Here is an 18287-nt window from a genome sequence, read left to right as displayed (position 1 = left end):
GAATGTTTAGGCTTCTACTGCTGCTTTTGCGGCTGTGAACCCTAGTTCGAGGTCCGCAAGGATGTCTTCAATGTTTTCGATTCCGACGGATAGGCGTACGAGACCTGGTGTGATTCCGTTTGCGAGGAGTTCAGCTTCGGTGAGTTGTGAGTGGGTTGTTGAAGCTGGGTGGATGACGAGGGATCGTACGTCACCGATGTTGGCTACGTTTGAGTGGAGTTGTAGGGCGGTAACGAATGCTTTTCCTGCTTCGAGTCCGCCTTGTACGTCAAAGGACACGATGGCTCCGGCTCCACGTGGCGCATATTTTTTGGCGTTTGCGTGCCATGGTGAGCTTTCTAGCCCGGCGTAGTGGATGGTGGTGACGTCGTCGCGGTTGTTGAGCCAATGCGCAACTTTTTCTGCGTTTTCGACGTGGCGTTCTACTCGTAGGGACAGGGTTTCGATGCCTTGGGCGATGAGGAAGGCGTTGAATGGTGAGATGGATGAGCCGAGGTCGCGTAGGAGTTGGACTCGTGCTTTGAGGATGAACGCGAGGTTTGCTCCGAGGATTCCGTTGACGCCTAGGTCTCGGGCATATACCAAGCCGTTGTAGGTGGGGTCTGGCTGGTTGTAGTTGGGGAAGCGTTCTGGCTGCTGTGAGAAGTCAAAGTTGCCGGAGTCGACGATAACTCCGCCGATAGCGTTTCCGTGCCCGCCTAGGTATTTGGTTGCGGAGTGTACGACGATGTCCGCGCCCCATTCGAAGGGGCGGATGAGGTATGGGGTGGCGACAGTGTTGTCGACGATCAGGGGCACGCCGATGTCGTGCGCTACGTGGGCAACACCTTCGATGTCGAGAACGTCAGCTTTGGGGTTGGGGATGGATTCTGCAAAGAAAAGTTTGGTGTTGTCTCGTGCTGCTGCGCGCCACTGTTCGAGGTCGTGCGGGTCTTCAACAAAGGTGGTTTCGATGCCGTATTTTTTGAGGGTGTGCGCTAGGAGGTTGTAGGTTCCACCGTAGAGTGAGGGGCTTGCGACGACGTGGTCGCCTGCTTCAGCGATGTTGAGAATCGCGAATGTTTCGGCTGCTTGTCCTGAGGCGAGGAGGAGGGCGCCGACGCCACCTTCTAGTGAGGCGATACGGTTTTCGACGACTTCGGTTGTGGGGTTGCCTAGGCGGGTGTAGATGGGGCCGAGGTCTTTGAGTGCGAACCGGTCTGCCGCGGTGTCTGCGTCGGGGAAGACGAAAGAGGTGGTTTGGTAGATCGGTAGTGCGCGTGCGCCGGTTGTGGGGTCGGGGGTTTGGCCTGCGTGGATCTGGCGTGTTTCAAAAGACCAGTGTGGTGTTGTCATGGTGTTCTCCAAGGTCGGGGTGTGTGCTGTTGCTGTAGGCACCCAAGCTTGGCGCGCATGTGCGTGTATGACGTGTTCCGTGTGGGAACGTCATAGGTGAGGTGCCGGTGCGGGATCCGGCGATACGAATGCGCGACAGGGGTATGGCTTGGGCCATGGGCTGTATCAACACATTCGTTTTGTCATAGGTATGACTCTGGCATGTGTGGCGAAGGGATGGAAGACCGAACACGCCTTTTTCTCGCCATCTGGACAGCAAATGTAAAAATAGCGTCCACAAAATGAGATTTTCCTTAAAGTGCTGCTCACAGGCCTAAAAAATCACGCAGCACAGCAGACAAAAATACACGCGGACGGGGAGAAGTACCACAAAAAACAAGTTCTACTAGGTAGTCTCTACACAGAACCCTCCCCACCTTGGAAGCCAGCGATGTCGGACAAAGAAGCCACAGTAGCCCCGCACCCATCACCAGCACGCCCACAACGCGCACGCCACCTCATCACAAGCATCGCAACAACACTCATCGCAACACTCGCTATCGTGCCCCACGCCATAGCCGAACCCAACGACCCCAACCCCGTCGAACGCGCCCTCGACATAGCAGCCCTCGACGTCCGCATCGCAGAACTCGAACAACAACAAGCCTCCGCCTACAACGACATGCTCACAGCCGGTGAAGCCTACGTCACCGCAGTAGACGAATACCAAAAAACACAAGACTTCGCCGACGAAGCCGCCCACAAAGCCCGCATCGCACGCGAACAACTCAACGAATCGCGCCGATTCGTCGTCAAAATTGCTCGCGAGTCACACAACGGCAGCCACACACTCGACACACTCGGCGCCCTCTTCACCGCACACGGACTCGAAGACATCATCACCGAATCCGTCGCCCTCGAAGCAATCAACAACAAAAGCGATAAAAAACTTCAACAATTCCAAGCAGCAAAAGTCGTCTCAGACGTACTAGAAGAAACCGCCGCTACCGCCGCCACCCAAGCCCTCGAAAAACGAGAAGGCGCAGCCAACGCGCTCGCAACTGCACAGCAACTGGAACTACAAGCGGATAGCGAAGCAGCACGCGTTACTCAAGAACGCGAAGCACTCATCCAAGAGATCGCAGCCGCACGACAAGCCAGCATTGAAGAAGAACGACAACGTCAAGAACAGCTAGCAGCAGACCGTCTCGAACGTGAACGGCAAGAAGCCCTCGACCGAATAGCGCAACAAGAACAAGAAGCTAACGACCCCGTACACGTTGAAGAAGCGGGACGCCCCACAGAAGAACCTCAAACCCCGACGCCAACAACTACTCCACGTCCAACAGCTACCCCAACGCCAACGCGTACTCCTACGGCCACACCAAGCCCAACATCTTCACCACGGCCAGACCCCACAACAACGCCTACCACCACACCAACGTCGAGTCCTACCCCCACGCCAACAACAACTCCACGTCCAACACCTACCCCAACTCCGACGAGGCCCCCCAGCCCCACACCAACCCCAACTCCCACACCTCCATCCGGCAATAAATGGGCTCTTGGTACAGGAACCTCTGTTGGCAGCGCATCAGGCGGAAAGAAAGCCATAAGCGAAGCAAAAAACCACCTTGGGAAACCCTACGTATGGGGTGGAACAGGACCCAACGGCTTCGACTGCTCAGGCCTGACCTCCGTGGCTTGGCGCAAAGGGGGAGTCAACTTAACCCGAACCTCACGCAGCCAATACACGCAAGTACTGAAAATAAAACTTGCGAACATGCGCCCTGGCGATCTCGTGTTCTGGGGAAACAACTCAGCGGCAAACGACGGAAACTCAATCACGCACGTCGCCATATATATGGGAAACAACCAAATAATTGAAGCAAGTAGGCCAGGTGTGCCCCTGCGGATAACTTCAATGCGGTGGGACTCGCGACTCATGCCCTACGCCGGCCGGCCCTAACCAACTCAATCCCATATGTCGAAAACATAATGGCGGAGGGGTGAGGCAACTTTGCCTCACCCCTCCGCCATATCAAGACCATGAAAGATATGAACTAAACGTTCGGGCGTTCTGCACACACAGAACACGGGAACAATGCGGGACTGCTCATATCTACTTCCCCCTGTAAGAACACATATGTGCGTTGACCTTACGCAGGGAAACCCTTAGTGCTCCTCGTAGTATCCTGCATCTTTTGCACGCTGGAAAGAACGTGCAATTTCAGCTTCTGCTTCGGCACGACCTACCCAGTGTGCCCCTTCAACAGACTTCCCAGGTTCAAGATCTTTATAAACCTCAAAGAAGTGCTGTACTTCAAGGCGGTGGAAGTCAGAAACATCATCAATGTCCTGACGCCACGCGGCACGCTGATCCGCCGTTGGAACACATAAAACCTTGTCATCTCCGCCAGCCTCATCAGCCATACGGAACATGCCAAGTGCACGACAACGAATAAGGCAACCTGGGAAGGTTGGCTCTTCAAGGAGCACAAGCGCATCCAAGGGGTCGCCATCCTCACCAAGGGTTCCCTCGATGAAGCCGTAATCGTCTGGGTACCGTGTTGCTGTAAACAGCATCCGGTCTAGGCGGATTCTTCCTGTCTTGTGGTCAACTTCGTACTTGTTACGTTGACCCTTAGGAATCTCGATAGTGACGTCGAATTCCACTTCTTCCTCCGTTGCACCCTGGCCTGGGCGGGTTACGCGCCTAGGAGGTGTATTCAATAGACTAGTAACTGATCTGGTTGACCCTTTCAAGGGTAAAGGACAATGGTACTTCCTTGAGGAGAAACTGTTGTGATTCGTGTCCCCAGGCCCGTTATAGAGGAAAAGCAAAGTAGGCTTTGCAGTGAACATGGCACATACAGTGCACAATGTGTCATTGCATAAAACTAGGGGAAAGAGAACCGTACGTGGGACTCCTGTCTAAAGCCGTCGGTGGCACAGTAGCAGCAGCTCTTGTAGTAGCAGGCGGATACGCATGGGCTGACATTCATGATCTTGTGCCCGGAGTGCTCACCGACTCACCTCAACAACCAGAACCACGACCTTTCCCAACAATAAATGTCGAACCAGCTGGTGCAACTACCGCATCATTACTGACAGCTCTACCCGAAGACGCGCCAACACCAACGCAGTCCAGTGTCGAATCCCTTATTAAGTCGCTCGCCAAAAGCGAAGACACCATCGGCTCACGAGTTGCCGTCGTCGTTTCCGACCCCCTCACGGGGGACACTATTGCGTCAACACGAGCAGACACAGCAGTCGTCGGTGCATCGGTGCAAAAACTCCTCACCGCAATTGTCGCGCTCGACGAACTCGGCGCTGATCGCACCCTAAAAACCCGTGTCGTATTAAGTGGAGAATCAACGCTCTACCTTGCCGGCGAAGGCGACATGATGTTAGCCGCAGAAAGCGGTGACGTTACACAAGTAAACGGACATGCAGGGTTAGGCGACCTAGCAGACCAAGTAGCAAACAAACTTAAACTTGCCGGTGTTGACACCATCACCTTAAAAATTGATGACTCCGCATTCACCGGATCAGCAACAGGACCATGGGACAACGACATGGCATCCCTCGGGTTTGCTGCACCAGTGTCAGTAGTGGCGGTAGACGTCGGCCGTAAAAAAGATGGTGAATATGCACCCCGATACGACAAGCCAGCTCTTGCCGCAGGAGAAATCTTTGCTGAACGGTTAAAAGAACGAGGCGTTAACGTATCAGGCAACCCACAACTGGGAATATACGAATCCGACGGTGCAGCGCTACGTGCCGAAGGCGACAACGTGCTCGGGGAAGTCACCTCAGCACCCATGGCACAGATCGTTCAATATTTTCTAGCAACATCAGACAACGCGATTACTGAGGTAGTCGGTAGGACCATCGCACGCGACAGAGGGCTGCCCGGGTCATTTAGTGGTGCTACAACCGCAGTAGTCCAAGGCCTCGAAAAACTCGGACTAGACACGAACGGCGTGTCACTCGTCGACTGCTCAGGGCTCGGCGACACCTCCACGCTCACTGCCGAACTCATCAACCAAATCTTAATGATGATTGTCAGCCCAGAACATCCAGAATTCCACGTAGCAGCATTTGGACTGCCCGTAGCCTCGCTCAACGGAACACTAGATGAACGCTTTTATGATCGAAACGGACGCGGGCTAGTACGCGCAAAAACAGGAAGCCTCCCAGGAGTAACCTCACTTGCTGGAACCGTCGTTACCTTAGACAACAGGATGCTTACCTTCGTTGTCATCGCCGATAAAGGACACAAAGGCGGACAATGGGGTGCACGTAAAACCATTGATGCTTTCGTCGAAAAACTTGCTGAATGCGGGTGTTCATGAAAATCATGAAAATAGTGCGTGACGCATACCGCGATTACCGCACACCACAATCCTCACAGACCAACTCACCATGGGAACGGGCAGCACGACTGGCCGGGTCCATCGTGCGGCCTGGACCAGACGTGTCGCGGCTCAAAGCCGAAGAAGTCGTCGCAACCCTGCGCGAACAAAGCAGTTACGCGATGACTATGGTGCAAGAACTTGCACAACTGACGCCACACCCCGAACACGCGAAAAAACATGGGGACGTGCTGTGTGACGTGTCCATAGTTGACCGCGCAGGATGGGCAATGTGGGCTGCACGTGGCATGGAAGACCTCATCGGTGCGAACCGTGCAGAACCCATTGATAACGAGCCAGACCCCACAGATGTCAACCCATCCGTTGAAATAACAGCCGTTTTAACGTTCCTTGCCCAAAAAACTCTCGGACAGTTCATCCCCCACCAGTACACAGGAAACCCGAACGAAGAAGGCGAACTAGGTAACCTCGTTTTAGTCGCGCCTAACATTCTGGCCACACAGCGTTCAATGGCCGTGAACCTCACAGAATTTTCTTTGTGGGTGTCCACGCACGAACTCACCCACGCCCTCCAATTCGCTCATGCGCCTTGGTTAGCCCAATACATGCGAGATATTGCAGACGAACTCATTCGTGGCTTCGATAGTGAGACTTCACTCGTGCAGTGGGCTCGAGCACTGTCTAGTTCTGCACGCGGTCAGCAATCCGTTATCGAATACATGCTCAGCGAAGTGCAACACGCGAAACTTGAAGAAATCACAGCATTGATGTCTGTGCTTGAAGGGCATGCAGATGTCGTGATGGATTTAATACCAAGTTCTGTGCTGCCCGCACAACGCGTGTTGCGGCGAAAGTTTGAATCTCGTAAACGAGACCTCAACCGAACAGCCGAACTTTTTTCCCGAGTATCGGGGCTAGACGCCAAAAAGAATCAATACAAAGTTGGTGCCCAGTTTGTGCGCGGGGTGCGTTCCCGGGCTGGCCTAGAAAGCTTCAACCGAGTCTTTATCGGGCCAGAATATTTGCCGACCCTAGACGAACTTTCGTCGCCAGCTCAATGGCTAGAACGCACCGCGCACATACCCGGTGACACGCAAGGAACTGAGGAATAAGCGTGAGTCTTCCCCCTAAAGCCGTTATGGCTGGGAGAAACGCGGTTAAAGCACTGCTTGCCGAATTGCCATCCACAGACACAATCGCTGTGGCATGCTCTGGCGGCGCCGATTCGCTTGCGGTAGCAGCATCGTTAGTGTTTGTTGCGCGACGAACAGGCCACACAACAGCAGCTTTTATTATCGACCACAACATGCAAGAAGGATCTGCGCAGGTGGCGGCGGAAGCCGCTGAATCCTGCACAAAACTGGGCATCGATATTGTTGAAATCGCTCAAGTTCATGTTGCTTCAGGGCCAAACTCTGGTGGCCCCGAAGCGGCAGCACGGAACGTGCGCTACCACGAATTAGAGCGCCTTGCCGCAAAACATCAGGTGGAAACCGTACTACTCGGGCACACCATAGACGACCAAGCAGAAACTGTTCTCTTAGGTTTAGCCCGCGGTTCAGGCGCTCGCTCGTTGGCTGGAATGCGTGCACAAAAGGGCATTTTCCATCGCCCTTTCCTCGGTATAACAAGAGCGGAAACAGAAGCGATATGTCAGCACGAAGGTTTGAACTATTGGATTGACCCAACAAACCTCGAATATGAAGACGGGCCATTGCGGTCACAGGTGCGTGGAACAGTAGTGCCGATGCTTGATCGAATATTAGGGCCAGGCATTGTTTCTACACTTGCGCGTACAGCGGAGCAACTCAACGACGACGCACACGCACTCGAGCAACTCGCTCAAGAGGCCTTTGCGAAAGCGACAATAGGAACTTTTCAAGAGGATGAAACACAGATCACATTAAGCGTTTCTGCCTTGCTGAAAACACATCATGCAATAAGGACCCGAGCCTTAAGATTCGCTGCGATAAGCGCTGGAAGTTCGGCAAGCGCCCTCAATTACAAGCACGTCGCTGACCTCGACAGGCTCTTAACTCACTGGCATGGACAAGGCCCAATTAGCCTACCGGGGGGCGCTTCAGCCCGTCGGCAAAGTGGAAACATAGTCATTAAACGGCCTACTGTTTGATATGTAACTTCCGCATCGCCTACAGGTGAGTGCGGGCAGCTCACTACCCAACGCGCATGAGGAGCATCTTCGTGGGTTCTGCACAACCGAACGACATCGACCATATTCTTCTTTCTGAAGAAGAAATAGCAGCCAAACTCGACGAACTGGCCGCGAAGATTGACGCAGATTACGCAGACAAAGATTTGTTATTAGTTGGCGTGCTGAAAGGCGCAGTCATGGTGATGGCTGATCTTTCCCGTAAACTGCAACACACCAAAGTAGCAATGGACTGGATGGCCGTATCGTCATACGGTTCCGGAACAAAATCTTCTGGCGTTGTCCGCATTCTGAAAGACCTAGACGCAGATTTGTCCGGCCGTCACGTCCTGATCGTCGAAGACATTATTGACTCAGGCCTCACACTGTCTTGGCTGATGTCAAACCTACGCTCACGAGGCTGCGCTTCCCTTGAGGTTGCCGCCATGCTGCGGAAACCAGAAGCCGCAAAAGTCAAGGTAGACGTTAAATACATTGGCTTTGATATCCCCAACGAATTCGTTGTCGGATACGGACTCGACTACGACGAGCGCTACCGTAGCCTGCCTTACGTCGGCACTCTGGCGCCGCACGTATACGAAAACTAATTCACTGTGTGCGAGGCCGGTTCGGGTACTAGGGTGAAACTATAATCTTCGTGCCCTTGGCGAACATGGGAACAATCCGAGCTCGTTCGAAGTTAAACCGTGTACCGTCAGAGTACTGATGTGCATGCATGCCTTAAAGGAAGGGATACGGGGGAGTACCTCGATCGCCGATGAAAAAAAAGCGTTTCTTTAGCGGCCCATTCGTGTGGGTAATTCTCGCTGTCGTGCTTCTGGGACTAGCTGCTTCAACATTGTTTAGGGAGAAAGTCTCACGTATCGACACGTCTGATGGCTTGGAACTCCTTAAAGGAGACACAGTTACTCAAGCCCTCATCGTTGATGGTGATCAGCGCGTCCGGTTGACGTTGAGTGAGCCTTTCAAGATAGAAGATAAAGACAAAGGCAAGAGCGTCGAGTTCTACTATGTTGCTCCTCAAGGCGAGCAGATCGTCGATGCAATAACTGCCTCTGCTCCGAAGGACGGCTTCAACTCTGAGGTGCCGCGCACAAACTTCTTTGTGTCGATGCTCTCCTTGATCATTCCGTTCCTGATCATCGGGTTCCTTTTCTTCTTCTTAATGTCCCGCATGCAAGGCGGCGGACGTAACGTTATGGGCTTCGGCAAGTCACGGGCCAAACTCGCAAACAAAGACATGCCTCAAGTCACGTTTGTTGACGTTGCTGGAGCAGAAGAAGCAGTCGAAGAACTCCGCGAAATCAAAGAGTTCCTTTCCGAGCCTGCCAAGTTCCAAGCCGTGGGCGCAAAGATCCCTAAAGGCGTTTTGCTGTACGGCCCTCCAGGAACAGGTAAAACCCTGCTCGCACGTGCTGTCGCTGGTGAAGCAGGAGTACCGTTCTATTCGATCTCTGGTTCTGACTTCGTCGAAATGTTTGTTGGTGTGGGTGCCTCGCGTGTGCGTGACCTCTTCCAACAAGCTAAAGAAAACGCGCCAGCAATTATCTTTGTTGACGAAATTGACGCAGTCGGCCGTCACCGTGGTGCAGGTATGGGCGGTGGACACGACGAACGTGAACAAACCCTCAACCAGCTCCTCGTCGAAATGGATGGCTTCGACGTTAAAACAAACGTCATTTTGATTGCTGCAACAAACCGTCCAGACATCCTCGACCCAGCATTGCTGCGTCCAGGACGTTTTGACCGTCAGATCGCAGTTGAGCCCCCAGACTTGAAGGGCCGCGAAGCGATCTTGAAAGTCCACGCACAAGGCAAGCCAATGGTTGAAGGCGTCGACTTGCACTCAGTTGCTAAGCGCACGCCAGGTTTCTCTGGTGCTGACCTAGCAAACGTTTTGAACGAAGCAGCATTGTTGACAGCTCGCTCAAATGCGCAACTCATTGATGACCGTGCAATCGACGAAGCAATCGACCGTGTTATCGCTGGTCCGCAAAAACGTACACGTCTGATGAACGCAAAAGAACTAAAAAACACCGCATACCATGAGGGCGGTCACGCACTCGTCGCAGCGGCAATGCGTCACACAGACCCAGTAACTAAAGTAACGATCCTGCCACGTGGGCGCGCCTTGGGTTACACCATGGTCATGCCAACAGAGGACAAGTACTCGAAGACCCGCAACGAACTGCTCGACGAAATGGCCTACGCCATGGGTGGTCGTGTCGCAGAAGAACTCGTCTTTAAGGACCCAACAACGGGTGCCTCAAATGACATTGAGAAAGCTACTGCTACGGCTTACAAGATGGTCACCAAATACGGTATGAGTTCCCGCGTAGGAACCATTGACCTCGGCTCAGGCGGCGGCGAACCTTTATACGGTTACGGCCAAGGACAAAACGCACGTGCACTCTCACCAAACGTTTCCAACGCGATTGATGACGAAGTACGTGAACTCCTTGACGTGGCTAACAAAGAAGCATGGGAAGTACTGACCCAATACCGTGACGTACTGGACCAGCTCGTCGTTGAACTCCTCGAAAAGGAAACCCTGAACGAGCGAGAACTCGCAGAAATCTTTGCCCCAGTGGTGAAGCGAGACGAACGTGCAGTATGGCACTCGTCGGAAGAACGACCACTGCTTGACGCACCTGGCCCAATTGAGACTCCAGCGAACCTGCCAGAAGGATCAGACCAGGGTGGAATCGTTGTAGGTCCACACTCAGACGACGAAAACGGTACGTTGACGAAAGAATCTGAGAGCGGCCAAGAATGACAGATCACGGGTCAGATGTTCGGGGCGAAGTAGATCTTGAGCGTGCTGCCGCAGCAGTAAAAGAATTGCTGCTGGCGTTGGGTGAGAACCCAGAACGCGAAGGCCTCAAAGAAACACCAATGCGTGTTGCCCGAGCATACGACGAGGCGTTCTCTGGGTTGGGACAAGACCCAGAAGGCATCTTGAGTACAGTGTTCGATATCGGTCACGACGAGATGATCCTTGTGAAGGATATCGAGCTGTACTCAACCTGTGAGCACCATCTTCTGCCTTTCCACGGAGTAGCCCACGTCGGCTACATCCCTGGGGCAGAAGGCCGGGTTACTGGGTTGAGTAAGCTTGCCCGGGCCGTTGAGGTGTTTGCTCGCAGACCGCAGGTGCAAGAGCGCCTTACCCGGCAGATCGCGGATGCGCTCGTTGACGTGCTGGGTGCCAGCGGCGTGATTGTTGTCGTGGAATGTGAGCACATGTGCATGTCTATGCGTGGTGTTCGCAAACCTGGCTCGCGAACTGTGACATCCGCGGTTCGTGGCCAAATGCGTGATGGTGCTACTCGAGCGGAAGCAATGAGCCTTATTATCGGCAAGTGATTATGCATCCGGCACCACTACCACTTTCTCTCACAACCATTGATCGAACATTGATCATGGGAGTTGTGAATGTTACCCCCGATTCGTTCTCGGACGGGGGTAACTGGTTTTCTCATGAAGCTGCTGTCCAGCATGGTTTGTTGTTGCGTGAGCAAGGCGCTGACATTCTTGATGTTGGCGGTGAGTCTACTCGTCCTGGTGCTCCTCGTGTGGATGAGGATGAAGAACTTCGCCGAGTCATTCCTGTCATTACAGAGTTGGCTTCGCATGGCGCTGTTATTTCTGTTGATACGACCCGTGCACGTGTGGCACAAGAAGCTATTGCTGCCGGTGCACACATCATCAACGATGTTTCTGGCGGTTTAGCGGACGACGACATGGTGCATGTTGCAGCGCAAACGGGCGCCGTTTTTGTGGCTATGCATTGGCGTGGACACGCGCAAGTCATGGATTCGCTTGAAGTGTATGACGACGTCGTTGATGATGTGCGTCGCGAGTTACTGTCGCGTGTTGAACATTTATATGAGGCTGGCGTTCGACGTGAGCAGATCGTCTTAGACCCAGGTTTAGGTTTTTCAAAGAGCGGTGCAAACAATTGGCCTTTGCTTGCGCATACTCCAGAGTTTGTGGAACTTGGTTTTCCGCTGCTCATTGGTGCATCACGTAAACGCTTTTTAGGCCACCTGCTTGCACAACCCGACATGCCACCTGTGCCCCCTGAAGCACGTGATCATGCGACTGCCGCAATAACTGCGCTTTCGGCTTTTCATGGTGCGTGGGCGGTGCGAGTGCATAACGTGAGCGAGTCGGCAGATGCGCTGAAAGTCGCACATGCGTGGAAGAGCGCAAGGACTCTTTGAAGGTTATGTGAGCGTGATTTAGACAATTACGTGCTCTTATGTGTCTATGTGGTGGACATGGGGACTAGTCCCGGAGAATGCTAACCCGCTAAGATTGCTGGGCGCGACAGTATTGCCCACCACCTCCACAGCGCGCTGAGCAGGTTAACGAAAGGTGTAGACATGGCCTCATCGGATGGCGCCCACAATGCCCCGTTGTTGGACTCTATTCGCCTCACAGGGATTAATGCTGTGGGGTATCACGGCGTTCTGAGCAGTGAACGCGAAGAAGGCCAAACCTTTACTGTAGATCTCGTACTGCATGTGTCGTTGGGAGATGCAGCAGCACAGGACGATCTCACTCAAACAGTTAATTATGCGCATGTTGCTGAGGCTGTGGTTTCGGTTATTTCTGGGCCACCAGTTAACTTGATTGAAACTGTTGCAGAACGTATCGCAGCAATTATTTTGGAAAATCCGCTGGTCGTTTCCGTCGATGTCACGGTGCGTAAGCCATCGGCACCTATCGCTGTTCCTTTTGGGAACGTGGATGTTTCCATTTCGCGTGGTGTGCATAATCCGCCACGAGTTTCTCGACCTTTTGTGGACGTTGGTGCCGCGCCAGTTGAGTCGTTGCCTTCGTGGGAAGAAGCAGATTCAAGCCCGCTGGTAGAAGATGCAACTGTTGATGAAGCTGCAACCGGTGATGAAGTCGTTGATGTCCCTGCAGTAGAAGAGCCACTTGTTGATGGTGCTGTGTCGGCAGTAGCGCCTGCGACTTCAATGGTGAGTGCAGTCGACCCGATTGCGCTGGAACCAGAAACTGTAGACGCTGAGCCAGAGCCAGAGCCAGAGCCAGAGCCAGAGCCAGAGCCAGAGCCAGAGCCAGAGCCAGAGCCAGAGCCAGAGCCAGAGCCAGAGCCAGAGCCAGAGCCAGAGCCAGAGCCAGAGCCTATTCCCGTATTGCACCTTGAAGAGGACCCTGAAGAGGTCAACGCAGAGGAACCAGCCGCTACACACAGCGAGCCGCAACCAACACAAGAACCTGCCTCAAACTTCTCTACGTTTAGCAATCCGTTTGACGACCCTGATTTAGACGCGCCATATGAGCCAGAGTTTCGTCCAGACCTAGCAAGCACACCACTGCCTGTAGCGCCACCTTCAGCAAGCTCACCGAATTTTGTTGACGATACGCCTGAACAAGCGCAGTCAAGCTCGCAACTAGCGCCGAGCGAGGCCGAAAATTCAGCACAAGCAACCGGCCATGACGATGCAGCCGGAACCGCGATGGAACGACTTGGAGTTTCAGACACTTCAAACTATCCGTGGCAGCAACATGAACCAGCGCAGGAGCGCACCGCTCCTACTTTGTCAGAATTGTTAGGCGGTGACCCTAACGAACCATTAGACATGTCGAAACCATTGGCAGCGACACGTCGTGATGCGAGCTTGCCACCGCTTCCACGTCCTTTCTTCCAAGCACAAGCAGCGGCTGCGCAACAGGCACCACCAAAGCCGGAGACGAAAGCTGCACCCACGAAAGCTGAAACCTCCGCGGTTTCCACGCCTACTGCCAGCGCGCCTACTGCCAGCGCGCCGACGCCAGACGCCGACACGTCGACCACCGTGCACCCGCAGGTAGATTTGGGTGCTGCTCCAGTTTCTACTGCGCCGAGCCTTGACCAAGAGCAAGCTATGCAGGCTGAACCGTATCAAGAACCTGAGCGAGCAAAACCTGCCCCGTTAAGTGCGGCAGCGTTTGCTCCACGGCCCAACTTTGATGATCTTGTACGAGGTACAGAATCTCCTGTAGACAGCACACAGAACACTTTTGCTCCACCACAGCAACCACGCATGAGTGATTTTGACCGTGCAGTTTTTGAAAGCACTGCTTCTTCCGCTGAACAGAAGTTTGCGCCACCTCAAACCCCAGCCGAACCGTCGGTTACGTCACCTGCAGAACCCGAAAAAGCTGCACCAGCACCACAGCAAAGCAACATGTCGGTGCACGAATCTTCTTCAATGTTCGCTGACCTTGACGAAATGGACGAACAGCCAGAATCGCCTGTTCGAGTAGTGCTGGCGTTGGGTGCAAACGTTGGCGAAGCGCAAAAAACTTTGGCAGCTGCAGTTGATGCGTTACGTAACACACCAAACTTTAAAGTCCTTGAAATCGGTCCGTTAGCTCGCACCGCTGCTGTGGGTGGTCCTGAACAGCAGGATTATCTCAACTCTGTTGTTGTCGGTGAGACGACGCTCGCTGCCCGTGAGTTGTTACATGCAACTCAAGCAATTGAGAACGCATACCACCGCACGCGTGAAGTGCATTGGGGGCCGCGCACACTCGACATCGACATAGTTACATACGGCATGATGGTTGCCGATTCGGCAGACCTCACTTTGCCGCACCCGCGGGCAAAAGAACGAGCCTTTGTTCTTGTGCCGTGGGATCAAGCAGACCCTGACGCCGTACTACCTGGCCTTGGCGGTGGCCCAGTGAGCACTCTTGCCTCAACTGCGCCAGATCGTGATGGAGTGCGCTGGCTGGCACTTGATTGGCTGCCGTAACCATATGAACGCCACACCGCAACGTATATCAGGCATGATGTAGAACATGACACGAACCTCAATGCGTCAAGTGCTTGCCCTCATTCTGCTCTCAACTGCCGGCACGTGGGGCCTGCTGCAGATATTACTGCGGCAGGGGATACACGCCCCAGCCGTCGGCTGGGGGCAGCCTTTTGGCATTGTTCTGCTTGCAGGTCTTGTTACGTGGGGTGGACTCGTCGTCCGGGCCTACCTGAACGGGAAACGCCCAAAACTCGCTGGAATAACAGCAGCACGCATTGCAGTGTTTGCTAAAGCTGGGAGTTTAGGTGGAGCACTTTTTGTGGGCGGATATGGAGCTCAAGTGCTTGTCGCTTTAGAAAATATTTCTGTTGAATCGCAGCAAGCCCGTGCTTGGGGTGCCGGAGCTGCGTGTATCGCTGCCCTCATTTTTGTTGTGTGCGCAATGATCGCAGAACGAAACTGTCAGCTTCCGCCGCCAACGGAAGACGCTAGTGAAGGCTTAAACCCAAACGAAGCCTAAACCTAGGAATAATTACCGCTCACAACGCACAGATAGGGTATGTCATGGATGCAGTTTTTGACCCTGCAGGTATTACATGGACGCGAGTTTCACCGCAATTGGTAAAGGTACGGCTCGTGACATGGACGCTCTCCATGATCCTTCCGATAATTGCCACAGTCGTCATCGCAATCATCTTCTTGCAGTGGTGGGCATTCTTGAATGTTGCTGTTGTCGTTGGTGTGTATGTGTGGGTTGCCATTGTGATTCGCCGCCAAGTACCTGCTATCGGCTACGCCGAGCGGGAAGACGACTTGTTGATTCGAACTGGAATCTTGAACCGGTCAATTGTTGTGGTTCCTTACGGACGTATGCAGCTTGTCGATGTTGAGGCCGGTCCACTCGACCGAAAATTTAAGATCGCTAAGGTCACTTTGCACACGGCTTCAGCGTTGTCCGACGCAACGGTTCCCGGTCTTGCACCGGAAGAAGCCGCGCGGCTTCGTGATCGTCTTGCAAGCCGTGGGCAAGCACGATTGGCGGGTCTCTAAGAATGTCTGAGACACAAACCCCAAACGCGGAACGTGCAGAAACCCCAGATTCTTTAGACGACGAATCAACGACGCACGCCCTTGAATGGAAACGCGTACACCGAATTACTCCGTTTGTGCGCGGCTGGATCGCGATCGCAGCAATTCTTGTGGTTGCTGCACAAAATTCTGGTGAAGACCTGCTTGCAGACGGTGTTTCTAGCACCGAAATCATGTTTGTTTCTGGTGGCACATTCCTTGTAGCGATCATCGTCATTCTTTTTGGATGGCTTTCATGGCGAAAAATTCGTTACAGCTACGACAACGAAGCAATATATTTCAATAGCGGAATCGTGTTCCGTCAAGAAAGAAAAGTTCGGCTTGATCGTGTCCAAGCAATTGATATTGTGCGGCCACTGATCGCTCGGTTTTTTGGTTTGGCTGAGCTTGCGATCACGTCAGCGTCTGGGGGAAACTCTAACATTAAACTCGGTTTCATTAAAGAAGCCGAAGCAGAGCAACTACGTATCGAACTTCTTGCGCGTGCTTCAGGCGCGGTAAAAGCGGCCCCTGCTGTTCCAACAACACAGCAGCACGAAGCGCACGTTGCTGCAGAAGCAGATGCGACTGCACCTGTCGTGGGTGCAACTCCTGCACCGGTTCTTGTAGATTCCACACCGGAGTCACCAGAACGAGTGATCTATGAGATTCCACCGAAACGCATTATTGCTGCTGCTCTTTTATCCACCGCAACGATTATCACTCTTATTCTCATTATTGTTGGTGTTTCCCTGTTTATTGCAGGTCAACAGCAGTACGCACTCATGCTGCTTCCGGTGCTGTTCGGTGTCGGCCCATACACGTGGAACCGTTTTGTTGGAGAGTACGGCTTTACTGGTGCTATCTCGCCAGACGGCATTCGAGTCCGTTACGGTTTGCTTGAAACGCGCTCGAAGACGATTCCTCCTGGCCGCGTACAAGCTGTACGTATCCGCCAAGGCGCCCTGTGGCGTCGATTTGGTTGGTGGCGAGTCGACGTCAACATCGCCGGAGAGTTGGAAGTAGGCGGAAACTCAAGCCTTGAGTCCATACTGTTGCCGGTCGGCACACGCACGGAAGCCGTTGATGCATTGTGGCTAGTCCTACCTGATTTAGGCACAGCTAACCCGCTGGAACTGCTAGAAGCCGCAATGAATGGGAAAGGACCCGAGCAAGGGTTTACGACGTCGCCGCGTAGCGCACGCTGGCTAGACCCATGGTCGTATCGTCGTAATGGTTTTGTGGTGACAGACCGTGCCTTGATCATTCGTAAAGGTTTCTTTATGCGCACTGTCGAAGTGATTCCGCATGAAAGAACTCAATCCATCGGTGCAAAACAAGGACCAATGCAACGCGCACTAGGCATAGCATCTTTCTCTTTGCACTCCACGCCTGGTTCAATCATCCCTAAAGTCGCTCACCTTGAACTCACAACAGTTCGTGATCTACTTGTTGAACAAGCACAGCGTGCTCGTGAAGCACGCGCTAAAGCAGGTCCAGAGCAGTGGCTCGCAACAGTCGCTGAGCGCCTAGACCTACACGACGAGACAACACCAGACACAACACAGCTAGCGCACAACGGTGACAGTGCAGTGGCTGAGGAATCCAAGGCAACAGACAGTTTATGAGTAGTGCAGCAGCAAAACCCGGTCGGCTCGGTATCGGAATTATCGGTGCCGGCCGGGTCGGTGCCGTTCTCGGCTCGGCATTGCGCCAAGCAGGGCACGCGATAGTGGGCGCAACCGGTATATCGGAAGAGACCCGCGACCGTATTGACGCACTTTTACCTGGCGTCCCAGTTATTGAACCCCAAGAAATCGTAGAACGGGCAGAGCTTGTCCTTCTCGCAGTTCCAGACGATGTATTAGCGGACGTAATCCAAGGGCTTGCAGATTTAAAGGCGTGGCAGCCAGGGCAAATCGTTGTACACACGTCTGGTGCTCACGGTATTAGCGTTATGGAACCAGCACGCTTACAAGGCGCCATACCTATTGCCGTTCACCCCGCAATGACGTTTACGGGTACGTCTTTGGACCTTGCCCGCTTGGAAGGAACAGCGTTTGCTGTAACGGCCCCAACACCGATGCTTCCCATTGGTCAAGCACTCGTTGTGGAAATGGGTGGCGAACCAGTGGTGTTAGCAGAGGAGCAGAGGGGCTTGTATCACGCGGCTCTCGCACACGGTGCGAATCATCTTGTGGTGCTGGTTGCGCAAGCCGCACACATGCTGTCTGTGACGGGAATAGATAACCCTGGGCGGGTGCTTTCACCGTTATTGCATGCTGCACTTGAGGGAGCCTTGCGTGCTAGCGATGGCGAATCGGATCCTATATCGACGTTGACTGGACCGGTAGCGCGAGGTGATGCGGGAACTGTTCGGAAGCATGTTTCTGAACTCGAAGCATGTGCGGTAACTGAGCAAACTACAGACGTGATTGAGTCTTATAAAGCGATGGGTCGTGCCGCAACTACACGCGCATTAGGGTTGGGTAAAATCGGCGAGGAACAAGCACAAAACCTACTTGATGCTTTCGATTCCTAAATACAGCGCGTTCCTACCGGTAACGTGCACAGTTTGAT

General features: G+C 53.5%; 15 protein-coding genes. 13 read left to right on the top strand and 2 right to left on the bottom strand.

Annotated features, from left to right (window positions below; translation table 11 throughout):
- Positions 1-6: 6 nt before the first annotated feature.
- Positions 7-1335 (bottom strand): bifunctional o-acetylhomoserine/o-acetylserine sulfhydrylase, encoded by a 1329-nt coding sequence (locus ACR9EC_RS07365; protein WP_435298596.1) that lies wholly within the window; start codon positions 1333-1335, stop codon positions 7-9.
- A 430-nt stretch (positions 1336-1765) separates the two neighbouring features.
- Between ACR9EC_RS07365 and ACR9EC_RS07360 the strand changes: the two genes are divergently transcribed.
- A complete protein-coding gene (locus ACR9EC_RS07360) occupies positions 1766-3283 on the top strand; it encodes an NlpC/P60 family protein (RefSeq protein WP_435298595.1) in 1518 nt (505 codons plus the stop codon).
- Between the two features lie 206 nt (positions 3284-3489).
- On the opposite strand, the gene ACR9EC_RS07355 is transcribed toward ACR9EC_RS07360, so the two are convergent.
- The gene (locus tag ACR9EC_RS07355) at positions 3490-3990 is read right to left on the bottom strand and encodes an inorganic diphosphatase (protein WP_435298594.1); all 501 of its coding nucleotides are present in this window, start codon (positions 3988-3990) and stop codon (positions 3490-3492) included.
- A 245-nt stretch (positions 3991-4235) separates the two neighbouring features.
- On the opposite strand from ACR9EC_RS07355, the gene dacB reads away from it, so the two are divergent.
- The 12 genes from dacB to ACR9EC_RS07295 all read left to right on the top strand — a co-directional run bounded on the left by dacB (position 4236) and on the right by ACR9EC_RS07295 (position 18249).
- Complete coding sequence (gene dacB / locus ACR9EC_RS07350) at positions 4236-5672, top strand: D-alanyl-D-alanine carboxypeptidase/D-alanyl-D-alanine endopeptidase (protein ID WP_435298593.1); 1437 nt, start codon at positions 4236-4238, stop codon at positions 5670-5672.
- Positions 5669-6805, top strand: coding sequence for a zinc-dependent metalloprotease (locus ACR9EC_RS07345; RefSeq protein WP_435298592.1), 1137 nt, complete (start codon positions 5669-5671; stop codon positions 6803-6805). Before dacB ends, ACR9EC_RS07345 begins: the two co-directional genes overlap by 4 nt.
- Before the next feature lie 2 nt (positions 6806-6807).
- Positions 6808-7824 carry a tRNA lysidine(34) synthetase TilS gene (gene tilS / locus ACR9EC_RS07340; protein ID WP_435298591.1) on the top strand — a complete coding sequence of 339 codons (1017 nt, stop codon included), beginning with the start codon at positions 6808-6810 and terminating at the stop codon, positions 7822-7824.
- Between the two features lie 71 nt (positions 7825-7895).
- The gene (hpt, locus tag ACR9EC_RS07335; RefSeq protein ID WP_435298590.1) at positions 7896-8450 is read left to right on the top strand and encodes a hypoxanthine phosphoribosyltransferase; all 555 of its coding nucleotides are present in this window, start codon (positions 7896-7898) and stop codon (positions 8448-8450) included.
- A gap of 170 nt (positions 8451-8620) precedes the next feature.
- The gene (ftsH, locus tag ACR9EC_RS07330) at positions 8621-10639 is read left to right on the top strand and encodes an ATP-dependent zinc metalloprotease FtsH (RefSeq protein ID WP_435298589.1); all 2019 of its coding nucleotides are present in this window, start codon (positions 8621-8623) and stop codon (positions 10637-10639) included.
- On the top strand, positions 10636-11229 hold the full coding sequence (gene folE / locus ACR9EC_RS07325; RefSeq protein WP_435298588.1) for a GTP cyclohydrolase I FolE: 594 nt from the start codon (positions 10636-10638) through the stop codon (positions 11227-11229). Before ftsH ends, folE begins: the two co-directional genes overlap by 4 nt.
- A gap of 2 nt (positions 11230-11231) precedes the next feature.
- Complete coding sequence (gene folP / locus ACR9EC_RS07320; protein WP_435300630.1) at positions 11232-12089, top strand: dihydropteroate synthase; 858 nt, start codon at positions 11232-11234, stop codon at positions 12087-12089.
- Between the two features lie 162 nt (positions 12090-12251).
- Positions 12252-14636: a 2-amino-4-hydroxy-6-hydroxymethyldihydropteridine diphosphokinase gene (gene folK, locus ACR9EC_RS07315; RefSeq protein ID WP_435298587.1), complete on the top strand. Its 2385-nt coding sequence runs from the start codon at positions 12252-12254 to the stop codon at positions 14634-14636.
- A gap of 46 nt (positions 14637-14682) precedes the next feature.
- Positions 14683-15159: a DUF3180 domain-containing protein gene (locus ACR9EC_RS07310; protein WP_435298586.1), complete on the top strand. Its 477-nt coding sequence runs from the start codon at positions 14683-14685 to the stop codon at positions 15157-15159.
- Between the two features lie 44 nt (positions 15160-15203).
- Positions 15204-15689 (top strand): PH domain-containing protein, encoded by a 486-nt coding sequence (locus ACR9EC_RS07305; protein ID WP_435298585.1) that lies wholly within the window; start codon positions 15204-15206, stop codon positions 15687-15689.
- Between the two features lie 2 nt (positions 15690-15691).
- On the top strand, positions 15692-17335 hold the full coding sequence (locus ACR9EC_RS07300) for a PH domain-containing protein (protein ID WP_435298584.1): 1644 nt from the start codon (positions 15692-15694) through the stop codon (positions 17333-17335).
- A complete protein-coding gene (locus ACR9EC_RS07295) occupies positions 17332-18249 on the top strand; it encodes a Rossmann-like and DUF2520 domain-containing protein (RefSeq protein ID WP_435298583.1) in 918 nt (305 codons plus the stop codon). The genes ACR9EC_RS07300 and ACR9EC_RS07295 overlap by 4 nt, the downstream gene beginning before the upstream one ends.
- Positions 18250-18287: the final 38 nt, after the last annotated feature.

It is taken from the genome of Timonella sp. A28 (assembly GCF_051200815.1).
In the GTDB taxonomy this organism is placed as follows: Bacteria; Actinomycetota; Actinomycetes; order Actinomycetales; family Cellulomonadaceae; genus Timonella.
Note: the sequence above shows the minus strand (reverse complement) of the source record. Positions and strands in the feature narration are given on the sequence as shown.

Excerpts from the sequence above, each read along its gene's own strand:
- folP (WP_435300630.1), top strand. The coding sequence starts at position 11,232 with ATGCATCCGGCACCACTACCACTTTCTCTCACAACCATTGATCGAACA.
- ACR9EC_RS07345 (WP_435298592.1), top strand. The coding sequence starts at position 5,669 with ATGAAAATCATGAAAATAGTGCGTGACGCATACCGCGATTACCGCACA.
- ACR9EC_RS07305 (WP_435298585.1), top strand. The coding sequence starts at position 15,204 with ATGGATGCAGTTTTTGACCCTGCAGGTATTACATGGACGCGAGTTTCA.
- ACR9EC_RS07360 (WP_435298595.1), top strand. The coding sequence starts at position 1,766 with ATGTCGGACAAAGAAGCCACAGTAGCCCCGCACCCATCACCAGCACGC.
- ACR9EC_RS07365 (WP_435298596.1), bottom strand. The coding sequence starts at position 1,335 with ATGACAACACCACACTGGTCTTTTGAAACACGCCAGATCCACGCAGGC.
- ACR9EC_RS07310 (WP_435298586.1), top strand. The coding sequence starts at position 14,683 with ATGACACGAACCTCAATGCGTCAAGTGCTTGCCCTCATTCTGCTCTCA.
- ACR9EC_RS07300 (WP_435298584.1), top strand. The coding sequence starts at position 15,692 with ATGTCTGAGACACAAACCCCAAACGCGGAACGTGCAGAAACCCCAGAT.
- folE (WP_435298588.1), top strand. The coding sequence starts at position 10,636 with ATGACAGATCACGGGTCAGATGTTCGGGGCGAAGTAGATCTTGAGCGT.
- ftsH (WP_435298589.1), top strand. The coding sequence starts at position 8,621 with ATGAAAAAAAAGCGTTTCTTTAGCGGCCCATTCGTGTGGGTAATTCTC.
- ACR9EC_RS07295 (WP_435298583.1), top strand. The coding sequence starts at position 17,332 with ATGAGTAGTGCAGCAGCAAAACCCGGTCGGCTCGGTATCGGAATTATC.
- folK (WP_435298587.1), top strand. The coding sequence starts at position 12,252 with ATGGCCTCATCGGATGGCGCCCACAATGCCCCGTTGTTGGACTCTATT.